Source organism: Kitasatospora sp. NPDC097605 (genome assembly GCF_040302725.1).
Taxonomy (GTDB): Bacteria; Actinomycetota; Actinomycetes; order Streptomycetales; family Streptomycetaceae; genus Kitasatospora.
This window is the reverse complement of sequence record NZ_JBEOSF010000026.1, coordinates 68,922-87,652: the sequence shown is the minus strand read 5'-3', so window position 1 is coordinate 87,652 and position 18,731 is coordinate 68,922. Positions and strand designations below refer to the sequence as shown.

At 73.9% G+C, this 18,731-nt stretch carries 14 protein-coding genes; all 14 read left to right on the top strand.

Annotated features, from left to right (window positions below):
* From asnB to ABTX81_RS26325, 14 genes are read left to right on the top strand one after another with little or no spacing between them, the layout of a single operon-like run.
* A complete protein-coding gene (asnB, locus tag ABTX81_RS26390; RefSeq protein WP_350550091.1) occupies positions 1 to 1,938 on the top strand; it encodes an asparagine synthase (glutamine-hydrolyzing) in 1,938 nt (645 codons plus the stop codon).
* A 47-nt stretch (positions 1,939 to 1,985) separates the two neighbouring features.
* On the top strand, positions 1,986 to 4,181 hold the full coding sequence (locus ABTX81_RS26385) for a bi-domain-containing oxidoreductase (protein WP_350550088.1): 2,196 nt from the start codon (positions 1,986 to 1,988) through the stop codon (positions 4,179 to 4,181).
* The gene (locus ABTX81_RS26380; RefSeq protein WP_350550086.1) at positions 4,178 to 6,124 is read left to right on the top strand and encodes an alginate lyase family protein; all 1,947 of its coding nucleotides are present in this window, start codon (positions 4,178 to 4,180) and stop codon (positions 6,122 to 6,124) included. Before ABTX81_RS26385 ends, ABTX81_RS26380 begins: the two co-directional genes overlap by 4 nt.
* A 16-nt stretch (positions 6,125 to 6,140) precedes the next feature.
* Positions 6,141 to 7,658 carry a right-handed parallel beta-helix repeat-containing protein gene (locus ABTX81_RS26375; RefSeq protein ID WP_350550139.1) on the top strand — a complete coding sequence of 506 codons (1,518 nt, stop codon included), beginning with the start codon at positions 6,141 to 6,143 and terminating at the stop codon, positions 7,656 to 7,658.
* Position 7,659: 1 nt separating this feature from the next.
* Positions 7,660 to 8,946: an O-antigen ligase domain-containing protein gene (locus ABTX81_RS26370; RefSeq protein ID WP_350550084.1), complete on the top strand. Its 1,287-nt coding sequence runs from the start codon at positions 7,660 to 7,662 to the stop codon at positions 8,944 to 8,946.
* Positions 8,947 to 8,948: 2 nt separating this feature from the next.
* Entirely contained in the window at positions 8,949 to 10,223 is a 1,275-nt protein-coding gene (locus tag ABTX81_RS26365; RefSeq protein WP_350550082.1) for a glycosyltransferase, read from the top strand.
* The gene (locus tag ABTX81_RS26360; RefSeq protein ID WP_350550079.1) at positions 10,224 to 11,459 is read left to right on the top strand and encodes a class I SAM-dependent methyltransferase; all 1,236 of its coding nucleotides are present in this window, start codon (positions 10,224 to 10,226) and stop codon (positions 11,457 to 11,459) included.
* Positions 11,456 to 12,262: a glycosyltransferase family protein gene (locus tag ABTX81_RS26355; protein WP_350550077.1), complete on the top strand. Its 807-nt coding sequence runs from the start codon at positions 11,456 to 11,458 to the stop codon at positions 12,260 to 12,262. The genes ABTX81_RS26360 and ABTX81_RS26355 overlap by 4 nt, the downstream gene beginning before the upstream one ends.
* Positions 12,259 to 12,906 carry a PIG-L deacetylase family protein gene (locus ABTX81_RS26350; protein WP_350550074.1) on the top strand — a complete coding sequence of 216 codons (648 nt, stop codon included), beginning with the start codon at positions 12,259 to 12,261 and terminating at the stop codon, positions 12,904 to 12,906. Before ABTX81_RS26355 ends, ABTX81_RS26350 begins: the two co-directional genes overlap by 4 nt.
* A gap of 3 nt (positions 12,907 to 12,909) precedes the next feature.
* On the top strand, positions 12,910 to 13,935 hold the full coding sequence (locus ABTX81_RS26345) for an NAD-dependent epimerase/dehydratase family protein (protein WP_350550071.1): 1,026 nt from the start codon (positions 12,910 to 12,912) through the stop codon (positions 13,933 to 13,935).
* Positions 13,932 to 15,206, top strand: coding sequence for a DUF4910 domain-containing protein (locus ABTX81_RS26340; RefSeq protein ID WP_350550068.1), 1,275 nt, complete (start codon positions 13,932 to 13,934; stop codon positions 15,204 to 15,206). The genes ABTX81_RS26345 and ABTX81_RS26340 overlap by 4 nt, the downstream gene beginning before the upstream one ends.
* 5 nt (positions 15,207 to 15,211) lie before the next feature.
* A complete protein-coding gene (locus ABTX81_RS26335) occupies positions 15,212 to 16,543 on the top strand; it encodes an MATE family efflux transporter (protein WP_350550066.1) in 1,332 nt (443 codons plus the stop codon).
* Positions 16,540 to 17,487, top strand: a complete 948-nt coding sequence (locus tag ABTX81_RS26330) for a glycosyltransferase family 2 protein (RefSeq protein WP_350550063.1) — start codon at positions 16,540 to 16,542, stop codon at positions 17,485 to 17,487. Before ABTX81_RS26335 ends, ABTX81_RS26330 begins: the two co-directional genes overlap by 4 nt.
* The gene (locus tag ABTX81_RS26325) at positions 17,484 to 18,731 is read left to right on the top strand and encodes a polysaccharide pyruvyl transferase family protein (RefSeq protein ID WP_350550060.1); all 1,248 of its coding nucleotides are present in this window, start codon (positions 17,484 to 17,486) and stop codon (positions 18,729 to 18,731) included. The genes ABTX81_RS26330 and ABTX81_RS26325 overlap by 4 nt, the downstream gene beginning before the upstream one ends.

The window sequence follows — 18,731 nt, the reverse complement described above, 5'->3', positions numbered from 1 at the left end:
ATGTGTGGCATCGCGGGCACGTACCGGTGGCCGGACGGGAAGGTCGTGACCGACCTGCTCACCGACACCCTCGCCCACCGCGGTCCGGACGGCGCGGGCCGGTACAGCCATCCCGTCGGTGACGGCGAGGTGCACCTGGGGCACCGCCGGCTCGCCATCGTCGACCTGTCGGAGACCGGCGCCCAGCCGATGGTCTCCGACGGCCTGGTCCTGACGTACAACGGCGAGCTGTACAACGCGCCCGAGCTGCGCGCCGAACTGGCCGCCGCCGGGGTGCGCTTCCGCGGCACCTCCGACACCGAGGTGCTGCTGGAGGCCTGGCGGCGCTGGGGCACGGACTGCCTGCCCCGGCTGCGCGGGATGTTCGCGTTCGGGGTCTTCGACGAGCGGACCGGCGAGCTGGTGCTCGTCCGCGACCAGCTCGGCATCAAGCCGCTGTTCCTGGTCCGGCGCGGCGAGGGCCTGGTCTTCGCCTCCGAGCTCAAGGCGCTGGCCGCCGCCACCGGCGGGTCGCTGGAGGTGGACCCGGCGGCGCTGGTGGCCTCGCTGCTGTACTACTGGGTGCCGGACTCGCGGTGCGCGTTCCGCGAGGCGGAGAAGCTGCCGCCGGGCAGCTGGCTGCGCTGCCGGCCCGACGGCCGGGTGGAGCGCGGCCGGTTCTGGCACCTGCGGGAGGTCGCCGCCGAGGGCCGGGAGCGGGCCCGCAGCGGCGAGCTGCCGGATCTCGCGGCCATCGTCGAGGAGTCGACCCGGCGTCACCTGCTGTCCGACGTCCCGGTGGCGACCTTCCTCTCCGGCGGGCTGGACTCCAGCTACCTGACCGCGCTGGCGGCCCGCGACAACCCCGGGATCTCGGCCTACACGATCGGGTTCCGCCCCGAGGACGCCCGGTTCGAGGCGATGCCGGACGACCTGCGCTACGCCCGGCAGGTGGCCGAGCGCTTCGGCGTCGACCTGCACGAGATCGAGATCGCCCCGGACGTGCTCGACCTGCTGCCGCGGATGACGTACCACCTGGACGAGCCGATCGGCGACCCCGCCGCGATCAACACCTTCCTGATCTGCTCGGCCGCCCGGGAGGCCGGGGTCAAGGTGATGCTCTCCGGGATGGGGGCCGACGAGCTGTTCGCCGGCTACCGCAAGCACCTGGCCAACCAGCTGGCGCTGCGCTACCAGCGCGTTCCGCGCCCGCTGCGGCGCGGCCTGTCGCTGGCGGTGGACCGGCTTCCGGTCGCCACCGCCCGCCGGGGCTTCCGCTCGGTGCGGTTCGCCAAGCGGTTCCTCTCCTTCGCCGAGCTGCCGGAGGAGACCGCGTTCCGGCGCAGCTACACCATGTACGACCGGGAGGAGCTGCTCGGCCTGGTCGATCCGGACCTGGCGGGGACCGTCGACGACGTGCTGACCGAGCACGCGGACGTCTACCAGGACAACGACCTCGACGACTTCGTCAACCGGATGTGCCTGGGCGACGCCCGGATGTTCCTGCCGGGCCTGAACCTCGCGTACACCGACCGGTCGAGCATGGCCGCCTCGACCGAGGTGCGGGTGCCCTACGTGGACGTCGAGGTGGTCCGGGCGGCGTTCGCCGTGCCCGGTGACCGCAAGATCGTCGGACGCCAGGGCAAGGCCGTCCTCAAGGAGGCGGCCGCCTCGGTCCTGCCACGGGAGATCGTGTACCGGCCCAAGGGCCTGTTCAGCGCCCCGCTGCGGGCCTGGATGAGCCGGGACCTGGCGCCGCTGGTGCGCGAGGTGGTGAACGAGGGCGAGCTGGTCCGCTCCGGGTTCCTGCGCCGCGACGCGCTGGCCCGGCTGGTCGCCGAGGACGCCGCCGGGCAGCGGGACTTCTCCAAGCACCTGTGGCACGTGCTGACGCTCGAGTACTGGTACCGCGGCGCGACCGCCCGCTCCGGCCACAGCACGCACTCGACGGCGCAGTGACCAGGCGCAGAGCTCACCTGACGGCATAGAAACAAGGGGATTCTCCGGTGAAACAGGTTGTGCAGAACTACAAGAGCGGCGAGCTGTCGGTGCTCGACGTGCCGGTGCCGGGGTGCAAGCCGGGCGGTGTGCTGGTCCGCAGCGCCTTCTCGCTGATCTCCACCGGGACCGAGCTCATGAAGGTGTCCGAGGCCGGCATGTCGATGGTGGGCAAGGCCCGCTCCCGTCCGGACCAGGTGGCCAAGGTCATGCAGAGCGTGGCGGTCAACGGGTTGCCCGCCACCTACCGCAAGGTGATGGGCAAGCTGGACTCCTACACGCCGTTGGGCTACTCGCTGTGCGGGGTGGTCGAGCAGGTCGGGGCCGGGATCGACGACGTGAAGGTCGGCGACCTGGTGGCCTGCGCCGGCAACGAGCACGCGCTGCACGCCGAGCTGAACTGGGTGCCCAGGAACCTCTACACCCCGGTGCCGGACGGCCTCGCGCCGCAGCACGCGGCCTTCGGCACCGTCGGGTCCATCGCGCTGCAGGGCGTGCGCCAGGGCGAGCCGCAGCTCGGCGAGGTGGCGCTGGTCATCGGCCTCGGGCTGATCGGGCAGCTGGTGGTGCAGCTCCTCACCGCGGCGGGGGTGCGCGTGGTCGGGGCCGACCCCGACCCGGCGCGCTGCGAGCTCGCCGAGCGCCTGGGCGCCGCGGCCTGCGGCGATCCCGGCTCCTCGGCGGTGGAGGCCGCCGTCGCCGAACTCACCGGCGGCCATGGCGTGGACCAGGTCTTCCTGGCCGCCGGCGGCGGCAGCAACCAGCCCGTCGAGCTGGCCGCCAAGCTGGCGCGGGACCGCGGCCGGGTGGTCGACATCGGCAAGTGCCGCCTCGACCTGCCGTGGAACGCGTACTACGAGAAGGAGCTGGACGTCCGGTTCTCCCGCTCCTACGGCCCCGGGCGCTACGACCCGGAGTACGAGCTGGAGGGCCGGGACTACCCGATCGGCTATGTGCGCTGGACCGAGCGCCGCAACCTGGCGTGCTTCCTCGACCTCCTCGCCCGCGGCCGCGTCGACGTGGAGCCGCTGGTCTCCCACGTCGCCGACTTCGACGACGCCGTCGAGACGTACCGGCGGCTGAAGGACGGCGAACTGAAGGCCGTGGCCGTGCTGTTCCGCTACCCGGAGGCCCCGGCGGACGAGGCGCCGCAGGCGCCGTCCATCGCGCTGCCCGCCGTTCCGGCGGCACGGAACGGCGCGCGGGCGTCCGCCCCGGCGCGGTCCGCCGGCGCGCCGGTGCGGCTGGCGTTCGTCGGCGCCGGGAACTACGCGACGTCGATGCTGCTGCCGCACCTGGCGCAGCGCGAGGGCGTCACGCTGTCCACGGTCGTCACCACGACGGCGCTGTCCGCCGCCAACGCGCAGCGGAAGTTCGGCTTCGCGCAGGCCACCACCGATCTCGACGCCGTGCTCGGGGACCCGTCGGTCGACGCGGTGTTCGTGGTCACCCGGCACAGCTCGCACGCCGACCTGACCCGCCGGGCGCTGCTCGCCGGCAAGGCGGTGTTCGTGGAGAAGCCGCTGGCCCTCGGCGAGGACGAACTGGCCGGTGTGCTCGCGGCGGTGGAGGAGTCCGGCAACGACCGGCTCCAGGTGGGCTTCAACCGCCGGTTCGCGCCGCTGCTGCGGGAGGCCAGGAAGCGGTTCGGCGCCCGGACCGGTCCGGCGAGCCTGCGCTACCTGGTCAACGCGGGCCGGCTTCAGCAGGGCAGCTGGTACCTCCAGCAGGGCGCCGAGGGCTCCCGGTTCGCGGGCGAGGGCGGGCACTTCATCGACACGGCGAGCTGGCTGCTGGAGGCCGACCCGGTCTCGGTGTACGCGGTCGCCCCGGCCGGCAACGAGGACCTCCAGGTCGTGCTGCGCTACCCGGACGGCTCCACCGCGACCCTCGCGTACGTCACCACCGGCGCGCCCGGCTTCCCCAAGGAGACGCTGGACCTGGTCGCGGACGGCAAGGTGCTGAAACTCGACGACTTCGTCCGCGCCTCGGTGTACGGCCGCAAGCGGTGGGTCAGCTCGCGGCTGCCCAAGGCCCGGGACAAGGGCCAGTCCAACGAGCTGGCGGCGTTCGTCAAGGCGGTGCGGACCGGCGGGCCGATGCCGGTGCCGCTGGAGTCGCTGGTCGCCACCACGGCGGCCACCCTCGCCGTGCAGAGCGCCCTGGCCGGCGGCGCGCCGGTGACGCTGGCGAGGGCGCGATGACCATGAGCGCGGGCTGGTACCTGCGGCGGCTGTCCCGGATGGGGCCGCAGGAGGTCGCCGGCCGGGCGGGCGACACGGTGCGCCGGCGGCGGTGGCGCACCGCGCCGCCGCACTGCCCGCCCGCGGCCGGCGGCCGGTTCACCGCGGTGCTGCCCGCCGGGGCCCTCGCCGCGGTGCCGGCGGACGCCGTGAAGCGCCTGGTCGCCGAGGCGGACCGGCTGATGGACGGTCACGCCGAGTTCTTCGGGGTGGTGCGCGACGACCTGGCCGACCCCGACTGGTGGCGCGACCCGAAGACCGGGCGCCGGGCGCCGGCCGGCTACGCCTTCGACGTGCCGTACCGGGACGAGGAGGCGGTCGGGGACATCAAGCAGATCTGGGAGCCGTCCCGGCACCAGTACCTGACGGTGCTCGCCGCCGCCTACGCGCTCACCGGGGACGAGCGGTACGCCGAGCGGGTGGCCGGGCACCTGCGGTCCTGGTGGGCGGCCAACCCGCCGCTGGAGGGCGTGCACTGGATCAGCGGCATCGAGCTGGGCATCCGGCTGCTGTCCTGGGTGTGGGTGCGCCGGCTGCTCGACGGCTGGCCGGGCGCGGCCGGGCTGTTCGAGGACAACCCGGTGGCGCTGAAGCAGATCTGGCACCACCAGCGCTGGCTGGCCGCCTTCCCCAGCCGGGGGTCCTCGGCGAACAACCACGTCATCGCCGAGGCCGCCGGGCAGTTCGCCGCGGCCTGCGCGTTCGACTGGTTCGCCTCCTCGCCGCGCTGGCGGACGGCCGCGCTGCGGTCGCTGGAGCGGCACCTGCGCGCCAACACCTTCCCGTCCGGCCTCAACCGCGAGCTGGCCACCGAGTACCACGGACTCGTCCTGGAGCTCGGCCTGGCCGCGGTGGCCGAGGCGGACGCCGCCGCCGTGCCGGTCCCCACCACCGTGCGGCTCGTCCTGCTGCGGATGACCGACGCGCTCGCGGCCGTCGTGGACAACCGGCTGCGGCCGCCGCGCCAGGGGGACGCGGACGACGGGCACGGCCTGGTGCTGGACGGCGCCGGCACCGACCGCTGGGGCTCGCTGCTGGCCACCGGGGAGGCCGTGTTCGGCCGGCTCGCCTGGTGGCCGGCGGTGACCGGCGGCGATGTGCGCACCCCGCTGCTGGCCGCGCTGCTGCGGCCGTACGGGAAGGACGGGACGGTGCGCCGCCCGGCCGCCCGGCCGGGCCACTTCGCCGACGCGGGCCTGACCGTCCTGCGGGGCCCGGAGGAGATCTGGTGCCGCTGCGATGGCGGTCCGCACGGCTTCCTGTCGATCGCCGCGCACGCCCACGCGGACGCGCTGTCCGTGGAGGTCCGGCACGACGGGGTCGACGTGCTCGCCGACCCGGGGACGTTCTGCTACCACGGGGAGCCCGAGTGGCGGCGGTACTTCCGCTCGACGCTGGGCCACAACACCCTGCAGCTGGACGACGCCGACCAGTCCGTCTCCGGCGGCCCGTTCCTGTGGACCCGGCACGCCCGCACCCGGGTCCTGGCCGCGGACACCTCCGGGGAGGTGGCCCGCTGGTGCGCCGAGCACGACGGCTACCAGGACGCGGTGCACCGCCGCCGGGTGGAGCTGACCGCCGCGAGCCGGGAACTGCGGATCACCGACGAGGTGAGCGGCCCGCGCCGGGCCGTGCGCCTGGCGTTCCACCTCGGCCCGGCGATCGGCGCGGACCTGACGGGCAACCGGGCGGAGCTGCGCTGGACCCGGGACGGCGAGGACCGCTCGGCGGTGCTCGACCTGCCCGCGGAGCTGTCCTGGCGGGCGCACCGGGGCGAGAGCGACCCGCCGCTCGGCTGGTACTCCCCCGGCTTCGGACGCAAGGAACCCGCCACCACACTGGTCGGCACCGGCTTCGCCGACGGCGCGCGGGGGTTCACCACCGTCCTCGGCTTCCACGGTTAGGGGGGCGGGCGTGGGGATCAGGAGGTGGCGCCGGGGCGCGTCGGCGCTGGCGGCGCCGGCGCTGGCCCTGCTGGTGGCGGCCGGCTGCACGGGCACGCCGGACGCCCCGGCGAGGCCGACCGCCACGCCGTCCGCCGCCGTGGCCCGGGTGTGCGCCGATCCCGCGGCGGGGCCGGCGACGGCTCCGGCGGGCGCGGTCACGGTGGACCCGGCGGTGGTCGGCGACCTGGCCGCGAAGACCAGGAACAGCCCCCCGAACACCACCTTCTGGCTCCTCCCGGGCACCCACACCCTCGAACCGGACCGGTACGCCCAGGTCGAGGCCAAGGAGGGGGACACCTTCCTCGGCGCGCCGGGCGCGGTGCTCGACGGCCGGAAGACCAACAACTACGCGTTCAGCGGCACCGCACCGCACGTCACCATCCGCCATCTGACCGTGCAGGGCTTCGCCGCGCCGCACGACGAGGGCGTGGTCAACCACGACATGGCCGACGGATGGGTGATCGAGCACAGCACCATCCAGGACAACTCCGGCGCGGGGCTGATGGCCGGCGCCCACCAGCAGCTGCGGGCCAGCTGCCTGCGCCGCAACGGGCAGTACGGGATGAACGCGTACCAGACCGGTGACTCCATCAAGGGCCTGCTGGTCGAGGGCAACGAGATCACCGGCAACAACACCGACGACTGGGAGCGGCGCCGGCCGGGCTGCGGCTGCAGCGGCGGCATCAAGTTCTGGGCCGTCGACGGCGCCGACATCCGCGGCAACTGGGTGCACGACAACCGCGGACCCGGGTTGTGGGCGGACAACAACAACAACGACTTCCGCATCGAGAACAACCTGCTGGAGGCCAACGACGGTGCCGCGCTGGTGTACGAGACCAGTTACAACGCGGTCGTCCGGGACAACACCATCCGGCGCAACACCTGGGTCGAGGGCCGCCGGCACGCCGCCGACGGCGACAACTTCCCGTACGCGGCGGTCTACCTGTCGGAGGCCGGCGGGGAGCCGCGGATCCCGGCCCGCACCGACCGGATCGAGATCTACCGGAACGTGCTGGAGGACAACTGGTCCGGGATCACCCTGTGGGAGAACGCCGACCGGTTCTGCAACAGCCCGGCCAACACCTCGACCGGCTACTGCACGCCGCTGGTGAAGGACACCGCGCGCTGCGCCAAGCCGGCGATCGACACCGCGCCGCTCTACGCCGACTGCCGCTGGAAGACCCAGCGGGTGGACATCCACGACAACCGCTTCGCCCTCGACGCCGCCGTGGTCGGCTGCACGGTGGAGTGCGGCCGGATGGCGGTGCTCTCCAACTACGGCACCTATCCGGACTGGTCGCCGTACAAGGGCAAGCTGGTGGCCGAGGCGCTGACCCTGCGGCAGGACAACCGCTGGCACGACAACGTCTACCGCGGCCCCTGGAGCTTCATCGCCGACGACCCGGACCGGCCGCTCGACCCCGTGCGCTGGCAGGGCCCGCCGTACGGCCAGGACGCCGGCAGCACCTTCGCCCCCCAGGCGGGTGGTTGAGATGGACGCGGACACGGTGCGCGGCACGCCGAAGGCCGTCTGGATCGTCTGGGCGCTGCTGGGCCTCAACACGCTCGGCTCGGCCGGGGCGAAGACCATCGTCCGGCTGCCCCGCTCGCTCATCCAGATGGCCACCATGGGCGCGCTGGTCTCCGCGTTCGCGCTGGCGCTCCTGCTCAACCTGCGGCTGCGGGTGCGGGCCAGCGCCTTCCTGTTCCTGCTCACCCTGCTGCTGGTGCCCAGCCTGATCTCCAGCCTGCACCTGGAGGTCGGGGTCGGCGCGCTGTTCCGCTGCGCCCGGCTGACGATCTTCATCGCCACGCTGTGGCTGCTCAGCCGCTGGTGGACCGGCAGCCTGCTGTTCGTCCGGATCCACATCCGGATGTACTTCGGGGTGCTGGTGCTGGTGGCCGCCGGCCTGGTCATCTCCCCGGGCACCGCGATGCCCGAGTACTACGGCGGGCGCCTGGTCGGCGCGCTGTGGCCGCTCACCCCGCCGCAGATCGGCCAGTACTCCGCGGTGATCATCGGCCTGACCGTGCTGCTCCTGCTGGACCGCCGGACCACCGGGACCAGCGCGGCGGTGATCATCGTGCCGACGCTCGTGCTGCTCGCGATGACCCACACCCGCACGGCCACGGTCGGCCTGCTCGCCGGACTGGTGCTGGCGATCGGCTCGCTGCTGCTGACCAGCGCCGCCGCCCGCCGGTTCTTCGCCTGGGCGGTGGTCTGCGCCACGGTGGCCGCGGTGGCGTTCTCCTCCGCGCTGCAGGCCTGGTTCATGCGCGGGCAGAGCAAGGAGAACTTCTCCAACCTCACCGGCCGGGCCAAGGTCTGGGACGCCCTGCTGACGGCGCCCCGCACGCTCCCGGAGAGGGTGTTCGGGGTGGGTCTGGGCGACAAGTCGTTCGGCGGGCTGCCGATCGACAACAGCTGGCTGGCCGTCTACAACGAGCAGGGGCAGCTGGGCATCGTGCTCGTGGCGGCCGTCCTCCTCGCGCTCGGCGGCATCGCGCTGCTGCGCCCGCCCTCGCTGCCGAGGGCCTGCGCGATCTTCCTGATCAGCTATGTCGCGATCTCCTCGTACACCGAGGCCGGGCTCGGCGACGCCTCGCCGTACCTGCTGCACCTGGCGCTGGCCGCCTCGCTGCTCGCCACACCCGCGCCCGCGACGGCGCCCCTGCTGACCCCGTCGGCGCATCCGACGACGCCGACGACGCACGTGAGGACGCCCGCGGTCCTGCGCCGGCGCATCCCTCGCTGGGACCGGAACCGGGAGGTGACCTGACCATGCACGTACTCGTGGTGCACAACCGCTACTCCTCGGCGCAGCCGAGCGGGGAGAACAGGGTCGTCGACGAGGAGGTGGAGCTGCTGCGCGCGGCCGGCCACCGGGTCGACCTGTTCGAACGGCGCAGCGACGACATCGCCGCCCGGTCGCTGCCCGGCAAGGTCGCGGTGCCGCTGCTGGTGCCGTGGAACCCGGCCGTCCGTACCGAGCTCGCCGCCCGGCTGCGCGCCGAGCGCCCGGACGTGGTGCACGTCCACAACGTCTTCCCGCTGCTGTCGCCGGCGGTGCTCGCCGGCTGCGCCGACGCCGGGGTGCCGGTCGTCGCCACGCTGCACAACTACACCCAGGTCTGCCCGCCCGGCACCCTGCACCGGGACGGCCGGCCGTGCGAGGAGTGCGTCGGCACGGTGGCGGCGCTGCCCGCCGTGCGGCACGGCTGCTACCGCGGCTCGCGGCTCGCGACGGTGCCGCTCGCGGTCAGCATGACGGTCAACCGGCGGCGGTGGTGGTCCGGCGTGGAGCGGTTCTTCTGCATCTCCGCGACCCAGCGCGACATCCTGGTGCGCTCCGGCATGCCGGCCGAACGGCTGCTGGTGAAGCACAACTTCGTGCCGGACCCGGGTGCCCGCCGGGAGGGCGCCGGCGAGCAGCTGCTCTTCCTCGGCCGGCTCACCGAGTCCAAGGGCGTGCGGCTGCTGATGGCCGCGTGGGACGCGCTCGCGGCGGACGGCGGGCCGGGGGTGCCGCTGGTGCTCGCCGGCGCGGGGCCGATGGAGGCCGAGGTGGCCGCCTGGGCGGCGGGCCGGGACGACGTGCGCTACGCCGGCCTGTACGACCCGGCCGAGTGCCGGCGGGCCGTGGCGCGCTCGATCGCGGTGGTGGCCCCCTCGATGTCCCAGGAGACCTTCGGCCTGGTGGTCGCGGAGGCGATGGCGGCCGGGGTCCCGGCGGTCGCCGCCGGGCACGGCGCCTTCGTCGAGCTCGTCGAGGACGGGGTGAGCGGCCTGCTGCACCGGCCGGGCGACGCGGACTCGCTCGCGTCCTGCCTGCGCCGGATCACCGCCGATCCGGCCGCCAACCGGGAGATGGGCCGCACGGCCCGCCACCGTTACGACCAGTCCTTCAGCCCGGCGGTCGGGCTGGAACGCCTGGTGGAGGGGTACCGCACCGCGATCGCGGGTCGGTCCGGCGGCGCCGACGGCGCTCCGCCGGTGGGGAACACCAACGCTGGCCCGCGCCGGGACACCGGCGCGGGCAGGAAATGGGGGCAGTAGATGACACGATGCCGACTGTGCGGCTCGACGGCGCTGGGGAGCGTCGTCGACCTGGGGGCGACCCCGCCGTGCGAGAGCTTCCTCGCCGCGGACCAGCTGGACCTGCCGGAGCCGACGTACCCGCTGCACCTGCGGGTCTGCACCGACTGCTGGCTCGCGCAGATCCCGCCGCTGATCACGCCGGAGGAGACGTTCACCCAGTACGCGTACTTCTCCTCGTACTCGACCTCCTGGGTGGAGCACGCGCGCGCCTTCGTCGCCGACGCCGTGCCGAAGGCGGGCCTCGGGGCCGACTCCTTCGTGGTCGAGGTCGCGAGCAACGACGGCTACCTGCTCCGGCACGTGGTGGACCGGGGCATCCGCTGCCTGGGCATCGAGCCGTCGGTGAACGTCGGCGCCGCCGCGCGGGAGGCGGGCGTGCCCACGCTCACCGAGTTCCTGGACCCGGCCACCGGCGCGGCCGTCCGCGCCGAGCACGGCCCGGCGGACCTGGTCGTGGCCAACAACGTGTACGCCCACATCCCCGATGTCATCGGCTTCACCCGGGGGCTGCGCGCCCTGGTGGCCGACGACGGCTGGGTCTCCATCGAGGTGCAGCACCTGCTGACCCTGATCGAGGAGAACCAGTACGACACGATCTACCACGAGCACTTCCAGTACTACACGGTCGCCTCCGCCGCCCGGGCGCTGGAGAGCGGCGGACTCGTGCTCGTGGACGTCGAACTGCTGCCCACCCACGGCGGTTCCATCCGGCTGTGGGCCCGGCCCGCCGAGGCGGCCGGCGAGCCGAGCCGGCGGGTGGCCGAGGTGCTGGACCGGGAGAAGGCCGCCGGGCTGCGGGAGCTGTCCGGGTACACCGAGTTCTCCGCCCGCGTCGCCAAGGTGCGCCGGGACCTGCTGCGCTTCCTGGTCGAGGCGGCCGAGCGCGGCGAGACGGTGGTCGGCTACGGCGCCCCGGGCAAGGGCAACACCCTGCTCAACCACTGCGGCATCCGGCCCGACCTGCTCCCGTACACGGTCGACCGGAACCCCTACAAGCACGGCAGGTTCACCCCCGGCACCCGCATCCCGATCCTGCCGCCCGAGCAGATCGCCACCGACCGGCCGGACTACGTCCTCGTCCTGCCGTGGAACCTGCGGGCCGAGCTGACCGAGCAGCTGTCCTACGTCCACGAGTGGGGCGGCCGGCTGGTCTTCCCCGTCCCGGAACTGACCATCGTCGAGGTGAAGCCGTGAAGGTCGTCCTGTTCTGCGGCGGTTACGGGCTGCGGATGCGCAGCGGGGCCTCCGACGACGTGCCCAAGCCGATGGCGATGGTCGGCCCCCGGCCGCTGATCTGGCACGTGATGCGCTACTACGCGTCCTTCGGGCACACCGAGTTCATCCTCTGCCTCGGGTACGGGGCCCACCACATCAAGGACTTCTTCCTCAACTACGAGGAGACCACGTCCAACGACTTCGTGCTGCGGGGCGGGAAGACCGAACTGCTCTCCACCGACATCGCCTCCTGGACGATCACCTTCGCCCAGACCGGCATCGAGTCGCCGATCGGCGAGCGGCTGCGCCGGGTGCGCCACCACCTGGACGGCGACGAGATGTTCCTCGCCAACTACGCCGACGTGCTGACCGACGCCCCGCTGCCGGCGATGATCGACGCGTTCGCCGGGCGCGACGCCGGCGCGTCGATGATGGTGGTGCCGCCGCAGTCCTCGTTCCACTGCGTGGAGCTGGGCCAGGACAACCTGGTGGGGGGCATCACCGCGGTGAGCGAACTGCCGCTGTGGGAGAACGGCGGCTACTTCGTGCTCCGCCAGGAGGTCTTCGACCACATCCCGGAGAACGGGGACCTGGTCGCCGACGGCTGCACCCAACTGGCCAAGCGCGGGCGGCTGGTGGCGTACCAGCACCGCGGCTTCTGGAAGCCGACCGACACCGTGAAGGAACGGGCCGCGCTGGACGAGGCCTACGCCCGGGGCGACCGCCCGTGGGCCGTCTGGGAGCGGGACGGCGCGGCCGGCGGCGGGACGGTGACCGGGTGATCCGGCTCGGGGCGGGGCGCCCGGAGCGGATCGTCGCGCTGGGCGCGCACTGCGACGACATCGCGATCGGTGCCGGCGGCACGCTGCTGACCATGTGCCTCGCCCGCCCGGGCCTGCGGGTCGACGCGCTGGTGCTCTCCGGCGGCGGCGGCGAGCGGGAGCAGGAGGAGCGGGACGCGCTCGCCGCCTTCTGCCCCGGCGCCGACCTGCGCCTGACGGTGCTCAAGCTGCCGGACGGCCGGCTGCCCGCGCACTGGGAGGAGGCCAAGGCCGCGGTCGAGGAGCTGCGCGGGCGCACCGAGCCGCAACTGGTCCTCGCGCCGCGCACCGAGGACGCGCACCAGGACCACCGCGGCCTGGCGCGGCTGGTGACCACCGCGTTCCGCGACCACCTGGTGCTCGGCTACGAGATCGTCAAGTGGGACGCCGACCTCGGCCGTCCGACGGCGTACCAGCCGCTGTCCGAGGAGGTCGCCGAGCGCAAGGTGCGGCTGCTGCAGGAGCACTACCCCTCGCAGCGGCACCGGCCCTGGTACGACCGGGAGGCCTTCCTCGGGCTGGCCCGGATCCGCGGCATCGAATGCCACGCGCGCTACGCCGAGGCGTTCGCCGTCACCAAACTCGTTCTCGATCTGGAGGGTTGAACCTTGCGCGTACTGCTGACCGGGCACCAGGGCTATCTGGGCACCGTGATGGCCCCGGTCCTCGCGGCCGCCGGGCACGAGGTCGTCGGGCTGGACTCCGGCCTGTTCGCGGACTGCGTCCTCGGCCCGGTGCCCGCCGACCCGGCCGGGCACCGGGTGGACCTGCGCGACGTCACGGCCGAGCACGTGGCCGGGGCCGACGCGGTGATCCACCTGGCCGCGCTGTCCAACGACCCGCTCGGCTCGCTGGCACCGGACCTCACCTACGACATCAACCACCACGCCTCCGTGCGGCTGGCCCGGCTGGCCCGCGAGGCGGGGGTACGGCGCTTCCTGTACGCGTCGACCTGCTCCGTCTACGGCGCCGCCGGCGGCGACGAGCTGGTGGCCGAGGACGCCCCGCTGCGCCCGGTGACGCCGTACGCGGAGTCCAAGGTACGGGTGGAGGACGACCTGCACGAGCTGTCCGACGACGACTTCAGCCCGGTGTACATGCGCAACGCCACCGCCTTCGGCTACTCGCCCCGGCTGCGCGCCGACATCGTGCTGAACAACCTGGTGGGCCACGCGCTGCTCTCCGGCGAGGTGCTGGTGCTCTCCGACGGCACCCCCTGGCGCCCGCTGGTGCACGCCGCCGACATCGCCCGGGCCTTCGCGGCCGCGCTGGCCGCGCCCCGCGAGGCGGTGCACGACCGGGCGTTCAACATCGGCAGCGAGACCAACAACGTCACCGTCGCCGAGATCGCCGAGCAGGTCGCCGAGGCGGTGTCCGGCGCGAAGGTGCGGATCACCGGGGAGAACGGCAGTGACCCGCGCTCCTACCGGGTGGACTTCTCCCGGTTCCGCGCCGCGCTGCCCGGCTTCGAGTGCGACTGGACGGTGAAGCGCGGCGCGATCGAACTCGCCGACGCCTACCGCGAGTTCGGCCTCACCCGGGAGGGCTTCGAGCAGCGCTTCACCCGGCTGGCGGTGCTGCGCTCGGCGTCCGCGGCCGGCACCGTCGACGACACCCTGCGGTGGCGCCGATGACCGCGGTCGGCGACCGGATGCACGCGCTGGTGGAGCGGCTGTACCCGCTCTGCCGGAGCATCACCGGCGACGGCGTGCGGGCCACCCTGGACGTCATCGACGAGTACGTCCCGCTGCGGGTGCACGAGGTGCCGACCGGGACCCAGGTGCTCGACTGGACGGTGCCGCAGGAGTGGAACATCCGGGACGCGTACATCGCCGACGCCGCGGGCCACCGGGTCGTCGACTTCGCCGCCTCCAGTCTGCACGTGCTCGGCTACAGCGTGCCGGTGGCGGCGACCATGCCGCTGGCCGAGCTGCGCGAGCACCTGCACACCCTGCCCGACCACCCGACCTGGGTGCCGTACCGCACCAGCTACTACCAGCCGCGATGGGGGTTCTGCCTGTCCCAGGAGACCCTGGACGCGATGCCGGACGGCGAGTACGAGGTGCGCATCGACTCCACGCTCGCCGACGGCCACCTCACCTACGCCGAGCACGTCGTCCCCGGACAGGTCTCCGACGAGGTGATCGTCTCCTGCCACGTCTGCCACCCGTCGCTGGCCAACGACAACCTGGCCGGCGTCGCCGTGGCGACCTTCCTGGCCCGGGAGCTGGCGGAGCGCACGCCGTACTACACCTACCGGTTCATCTTCGCGCCCGGCACCATCGGGGCGATCACCTGGCTGGCCCGCAACGCGGACCGGGTCGCGCGGGTGAAGCACGGGCTGGTGCTGGCCTGCGCCGGCGACCGGGGCGAGCTGACGTACAAGCAGAGCCGGCGCGGCGACGCGGAGATCGACCGGGTGCTGCGGCACGTCCTGCGCAGCTCCGAACGGCCGCACCACATCACCGAGTTCACGCCGTACGGCTACGACGAGCGGCAGTACTGCTCGCCCGGGTTCGACCTCGGCGTCGGCTCGCTCAGCCGGACGCCGTACGCCGGGTACCCCGAGTACCACACCTCGGCGGACAACCCGGACTTCGTCTCCCCGGAGGCGATGACGGACACGCTCGCGGTCTGCCGCGAGGCGTTCGCGGTGCTCGACCGCAACCGGCGGTACGTCAACCTCAGCCCCTACGGCGAGCCGCAGCTGGGCCGGCGCGGGCTGTACGACTCGCTGGGCGGGCGCAGCGACGCCAAGCAGGCGCAGCTGGCCATGCTCTGGGTGCTCAGCCTCTCCGACGGCGAGCACAGCCTGCTGGACGTCGCCGAGCGGTCCGGGCTGCCGTTCGACACCGTCGCCGTCGCGGCCGACGCCCTGCACGGCGCCGGACTGATCAAGGCCTGACGCCGATGACCACCGAGGAGGAGAGCACCACGACACCGGCGGACCCGCCCGGCGGGCCCCGGCGGTCCGCCGGCCGGGCCGTCGCCGGCCGGCTGTCCTGGGGACTGGCCGACCAGGCGGTCTCCAGCATGACCAACTTCGCGGTCGGCGCCTTCGTGGCCCGCTCGCTGGGGGTGACCGCGTTCGGCGTGTTCAGCCTGGCCTGGCTGACCTACGGCCTGGTGCTCAACATCGCCCGCGGACTGGCCACCGACCCGCTGATGGTGCGGTTCAGCGGTGTGCCGGAGCCGCTCTGGCGGGCGGCGGCGGCCCGGTCGTCGGGGACCGCGCTCGCCATCGGCTCCTCCCTCGGCGCCGGCTGCGTGCTGGTCGGACTCGGCCTCGGCGGGCGGATCGGGCCCGCGTTCGCCTGCCTCGGCCTGGCCCTGCCGGCGCTGCTGCTGCAGGACTCCCGGCGGTTCGCGTTCTTCGCCGCCGGCGCCGGGCGCAAGGCGTTCACCAACGACCTGGTGCAGGGCGTCGCGCTCGTCCCGGCCATGGTGGTGGCGGCCCGGGTGAACAGCGTGGCCGCCTTCCTGCTGGCCTGGGGCGCCGCCGCGGCGGTGGCCGCCGGCTACGGCTTCCTCCAGTCCGGCATCCGCCCCCGGGTGAGCGCGGCCCGCGGCTGGCTGCGCGAGCAGCGCGACCTCGGGAGCCGGTACCTGGCCGAGAACGTCAGCCTCAGCGGCGCCGGCCAGCTCCGGGCGTACGGGCTCGGCGCGATCGTCGGGGTCGGCGCGGTGGGCACGGTCCGGGGCGCCGAACTGCTGCTCGGCCCCTTCCTGGCCCTGCTGATGGGGCTGTCCCTGGTCACCGTGGCGGAGGCGGCCCGGGTACTGCGGCAGGCGTCGCGCCGGCTCGGCCGGTTCTGCCTGCGGCTGGGCGGCGGGCAGGCCGTCGCCGCGCTGCTGTGGGGCGGCGCGCTGCTGCTGATGCCGGACCGGCTCGGCGAGCTCGTGCTCGGCGACGTCTGGCACTCCTCCAAGGAACTGATCGTGCCGGCCACCCTCGGCGTCGCCGGCGCCGGACTCGGCAGCGGCGCGGCGGCCGGACTGCGGGCCCTCGCCGCGGCCCGGCGCAGCCTGCGCTGCCAGCTCTTCGCCTCCGCCTGCTACCTGGGCGGCGGGCTCGGCGGAGCCGCCCTGGCCGGCACGGCCGGCTCCGCCTGGGGCGTCGCCGCCGCCACCGCCTGCGGCTCGGCCGTGTGGTGGCAGCAACTGCGGGCCGCCCTGCGCGAGCACCACCGGAATCCCGTCCCCGAGACCGAGGACGACACCCCCGAAGTGAGGACGACATGACCGCCGTACCCCGGTTGAGCATCGGGCTGCCCGTCTACAACGGCGAGGAGTACCTCGCCGAATCGCTCGACGCCCTGCTCGGCCAGACCTTCGAGGACTTCGAGCTGGTCATCTCCGACAACGCCTCGACCGACGCGACCGAGTCCATCTGCCGCCGCTACGCCGCGCGGGACTCCCGCATCCGCTATCTGCGGCTGCCGCGGAACATCGGTGCCTCGCCGAACCACAACCGCGTCTTCACCGAGTGCCGGGGCGAGCTGTTCAAGTGGGCCTCGCACGACGACCTGTACGCCCGGGACCTGCTGCTGCGCTGCGTGGAGGCGCTGGACGAGCGGCCGGACGTCATCCTCGCGCACGCCGACCAGGCGGTCGTCGACGGCGACGGCCGGGTGAAGGTCCCCTACGAGTACGGGCTCGCCACCGCCTCCCCGCACGCGCCGGAGCGCTTCCGCAGCATGCTGTTCGAGCCCGGCGGCGACGACTTCTACGGGGTGATCCGGGCCGAGGTGCTGCGCCGGGTGAAGCCGCTGGACAGCTACCACCACGCGGACCGCACCTTCGTCGCCGAGATCGGCCTGCGCGGGCGCTTCCACCAGGTGCCGGAGCTGCTGTACTTCCGCCGCGACCACCCCACCCGCGCCGAGCGGGCGAACCCCTCCAAGCGCTCCCGGTGCGTCAACCTGGACCCGCGCCGGGCGGGCCCGCTGCACCCGACGCCCCGGCTGCTCGCCGAGTACGTCTGGGGCTTCGTCGCGACCATCCAGCGGGTGCCGCTCTCCCCCGCCGACCGGCGCGAGTGCTACCGCCACCTCGCCGCCTGGGCGGCCAGCCGGGTACGGCCGGGCAGCGGCGAGCGGGTCGAGGACCGGGCCCCGGTCGACCCGGACCGGTTCGCCGTCTCGGTGGACGACCTGGTCGCCGGCCGCGAGGGGAGGCGGGCATGAGATCCGGAGAAACCCCGCCGCGGGTCGGGGTGTTCGGCCTGCTCGGCTCCGGCAACCTCGGCAACGACGGCTCGCTGGAGGCCCTGCTCCGCTACCTGCGCGCCGAGCACCCGGAGGCGGTGGTGGACGCGCTGTGCGGCGGACCCGAGGCCGTCACCAGCCGGTTCCGGATCCCCGCGACCCGGCTGCACTGGAACCGCGGGGAGTACCGGACCGCCTCGCGGACGGGCGCGATCGCGACGAAGGGGCTGGGCAAGCTCGTCGACGCCGTCCGCACCGCCGCCTGGGTGCGCCGGCACGACGTGGTGATCGTGCCGGGCATGGGCGTCCTGGAGGCCACCCTGCCGCTGCGGCCGTGGGGCTTCCCCTACGCGCTGTTCCTGCTCTGCGCGTCCGGCCGGCTGTTCGGCACCAAGGTGGCGCTGGTCAGCGTCGGCGCCGCCACGATCGGCAGCCGGCCCACCCGGGCCCTGGTGCGCTGGTCGGCGCGGCTGGCCGCGTACCGGTCGTACCGGGACGCCCCGTCCCGCGACGCGATGCGGGCGATGGGCGTGGACACCCGGCGGGACGAGGTCTACCCGGACCTCGCCTTCTCCCTGCCGACGCCGCCGGCCGGCGGGCCAGGCGGTGCGCCGGGGTCGGTCTGCGTCGGCGTGATGGCCTTCCACGGCGGGAACGACGACCGCGCCCGGGCGGCGGAGATCCACCGGCGCTACCTCGACGGCACGACCCGCTTCGTCCGCGCGCTGGTCGAGGAGGGCCGACCGGTCCGGCTGCTCTGGGGCGACGACGTCGACGAGCCGGTGGTCACCGCGATCCTCGACGCCGTGGACTCGCCGCTGCTCACCGCGGCCTCGCCGGCCTCGCTGGACGACCTGATGAAGGAGACCGCGGCCGCCGACACCGTGGTGGCGACCCGGTACCACAACCTGATCTGCGCGCTGACGGTCGGCACGCCGACGCTCGCCCTGAGCTACGCGGCCAAGAGCGAGGCGCTGATGGCCCGGATGGGGCTGGGCGCCTACTGCCACCCGGCCCGCGAGGTCGACGCCGACCTGCTGATCGAGCGCTTCCGGGCGCTGGAGAAGGAGTCGGCGGAGCTGCGGCGGATCCTCGCCGAACGGAACCTGACCGCCCGCCGGGAGCTGGAGGGACAGTTCAGCGCCCTGACGGCGGCCCTCTTCCCGACGACCGGCCACGGCCGCGACCATTCCCACGACCGCAACCACGACCACGCCCCCTAG

Bases quoted from the DNA above. Each gene is read 5' to 3' on its own strand.
- asnB (WP_350550091.1), top strand. From the start codon at position 1: ATGTGTGGCATCGCGGGCACGTACCGGTGGCCGGACGGGAAGGTCGTG.
- ABTX81_RS26380 (WP_350550086.1), top strand. From the start codon at position 4,178: ATGACCATGAGCGCGGGCTGGTACCTGCGGCGGCTGTCCCGGATGGGG.
- ABTX81_RS26370 (WP_350550084.1), top strand. From the start codon at position 7,660: ATGGACGCGGACACGGTGCGCGGCACGCCGAAGGCCGTCTGGATCGTC.
- ABTX81_RS26365 (WP_350550082.1), top strand. From the start codon at position 8,949: ATGCACGTACTCGTGGTGCACAACCGCTACTCCTCGGCGCAGCCGAGC.
- ABTX81_RS26360 (WP_350550079.1), top strand. From the start codon at position 10,224: ATGACACGATGCCGACTGTGCGGCTCGACGGCGCTGGGGAGCGTCGTC.
- ABTX81_RS26340 (WP_350550068.1), top strand. From the start codon at position 13,932: ATGACCGCGGTCGGCGACCGGATGCACGCGCTGGTGGAGCGGCTGTAC.
- ABTX81_RS26335 (WP_350550066.1), top strand. From the start codon at position 15,212: ATGACCACCGAGGAGGAGAGCACCACGACACCGGCGGACCCGCCCGGC.
- ABTX81_RS26330 (WP_350550063.1), top strand. From the start codon at position 16,540: ATGACCGCCGTACCCCGGTTGAGCATCGGGCTGCCCGTCTACAACGGC.
- ABTX81_RS26325 (WP_350550060.1), top strand. From the start codon at position 17,484: ATGAGATCCGGAGAAACCCCGCCGCGGGTCGGGGTGTTCGGCCTGCTC.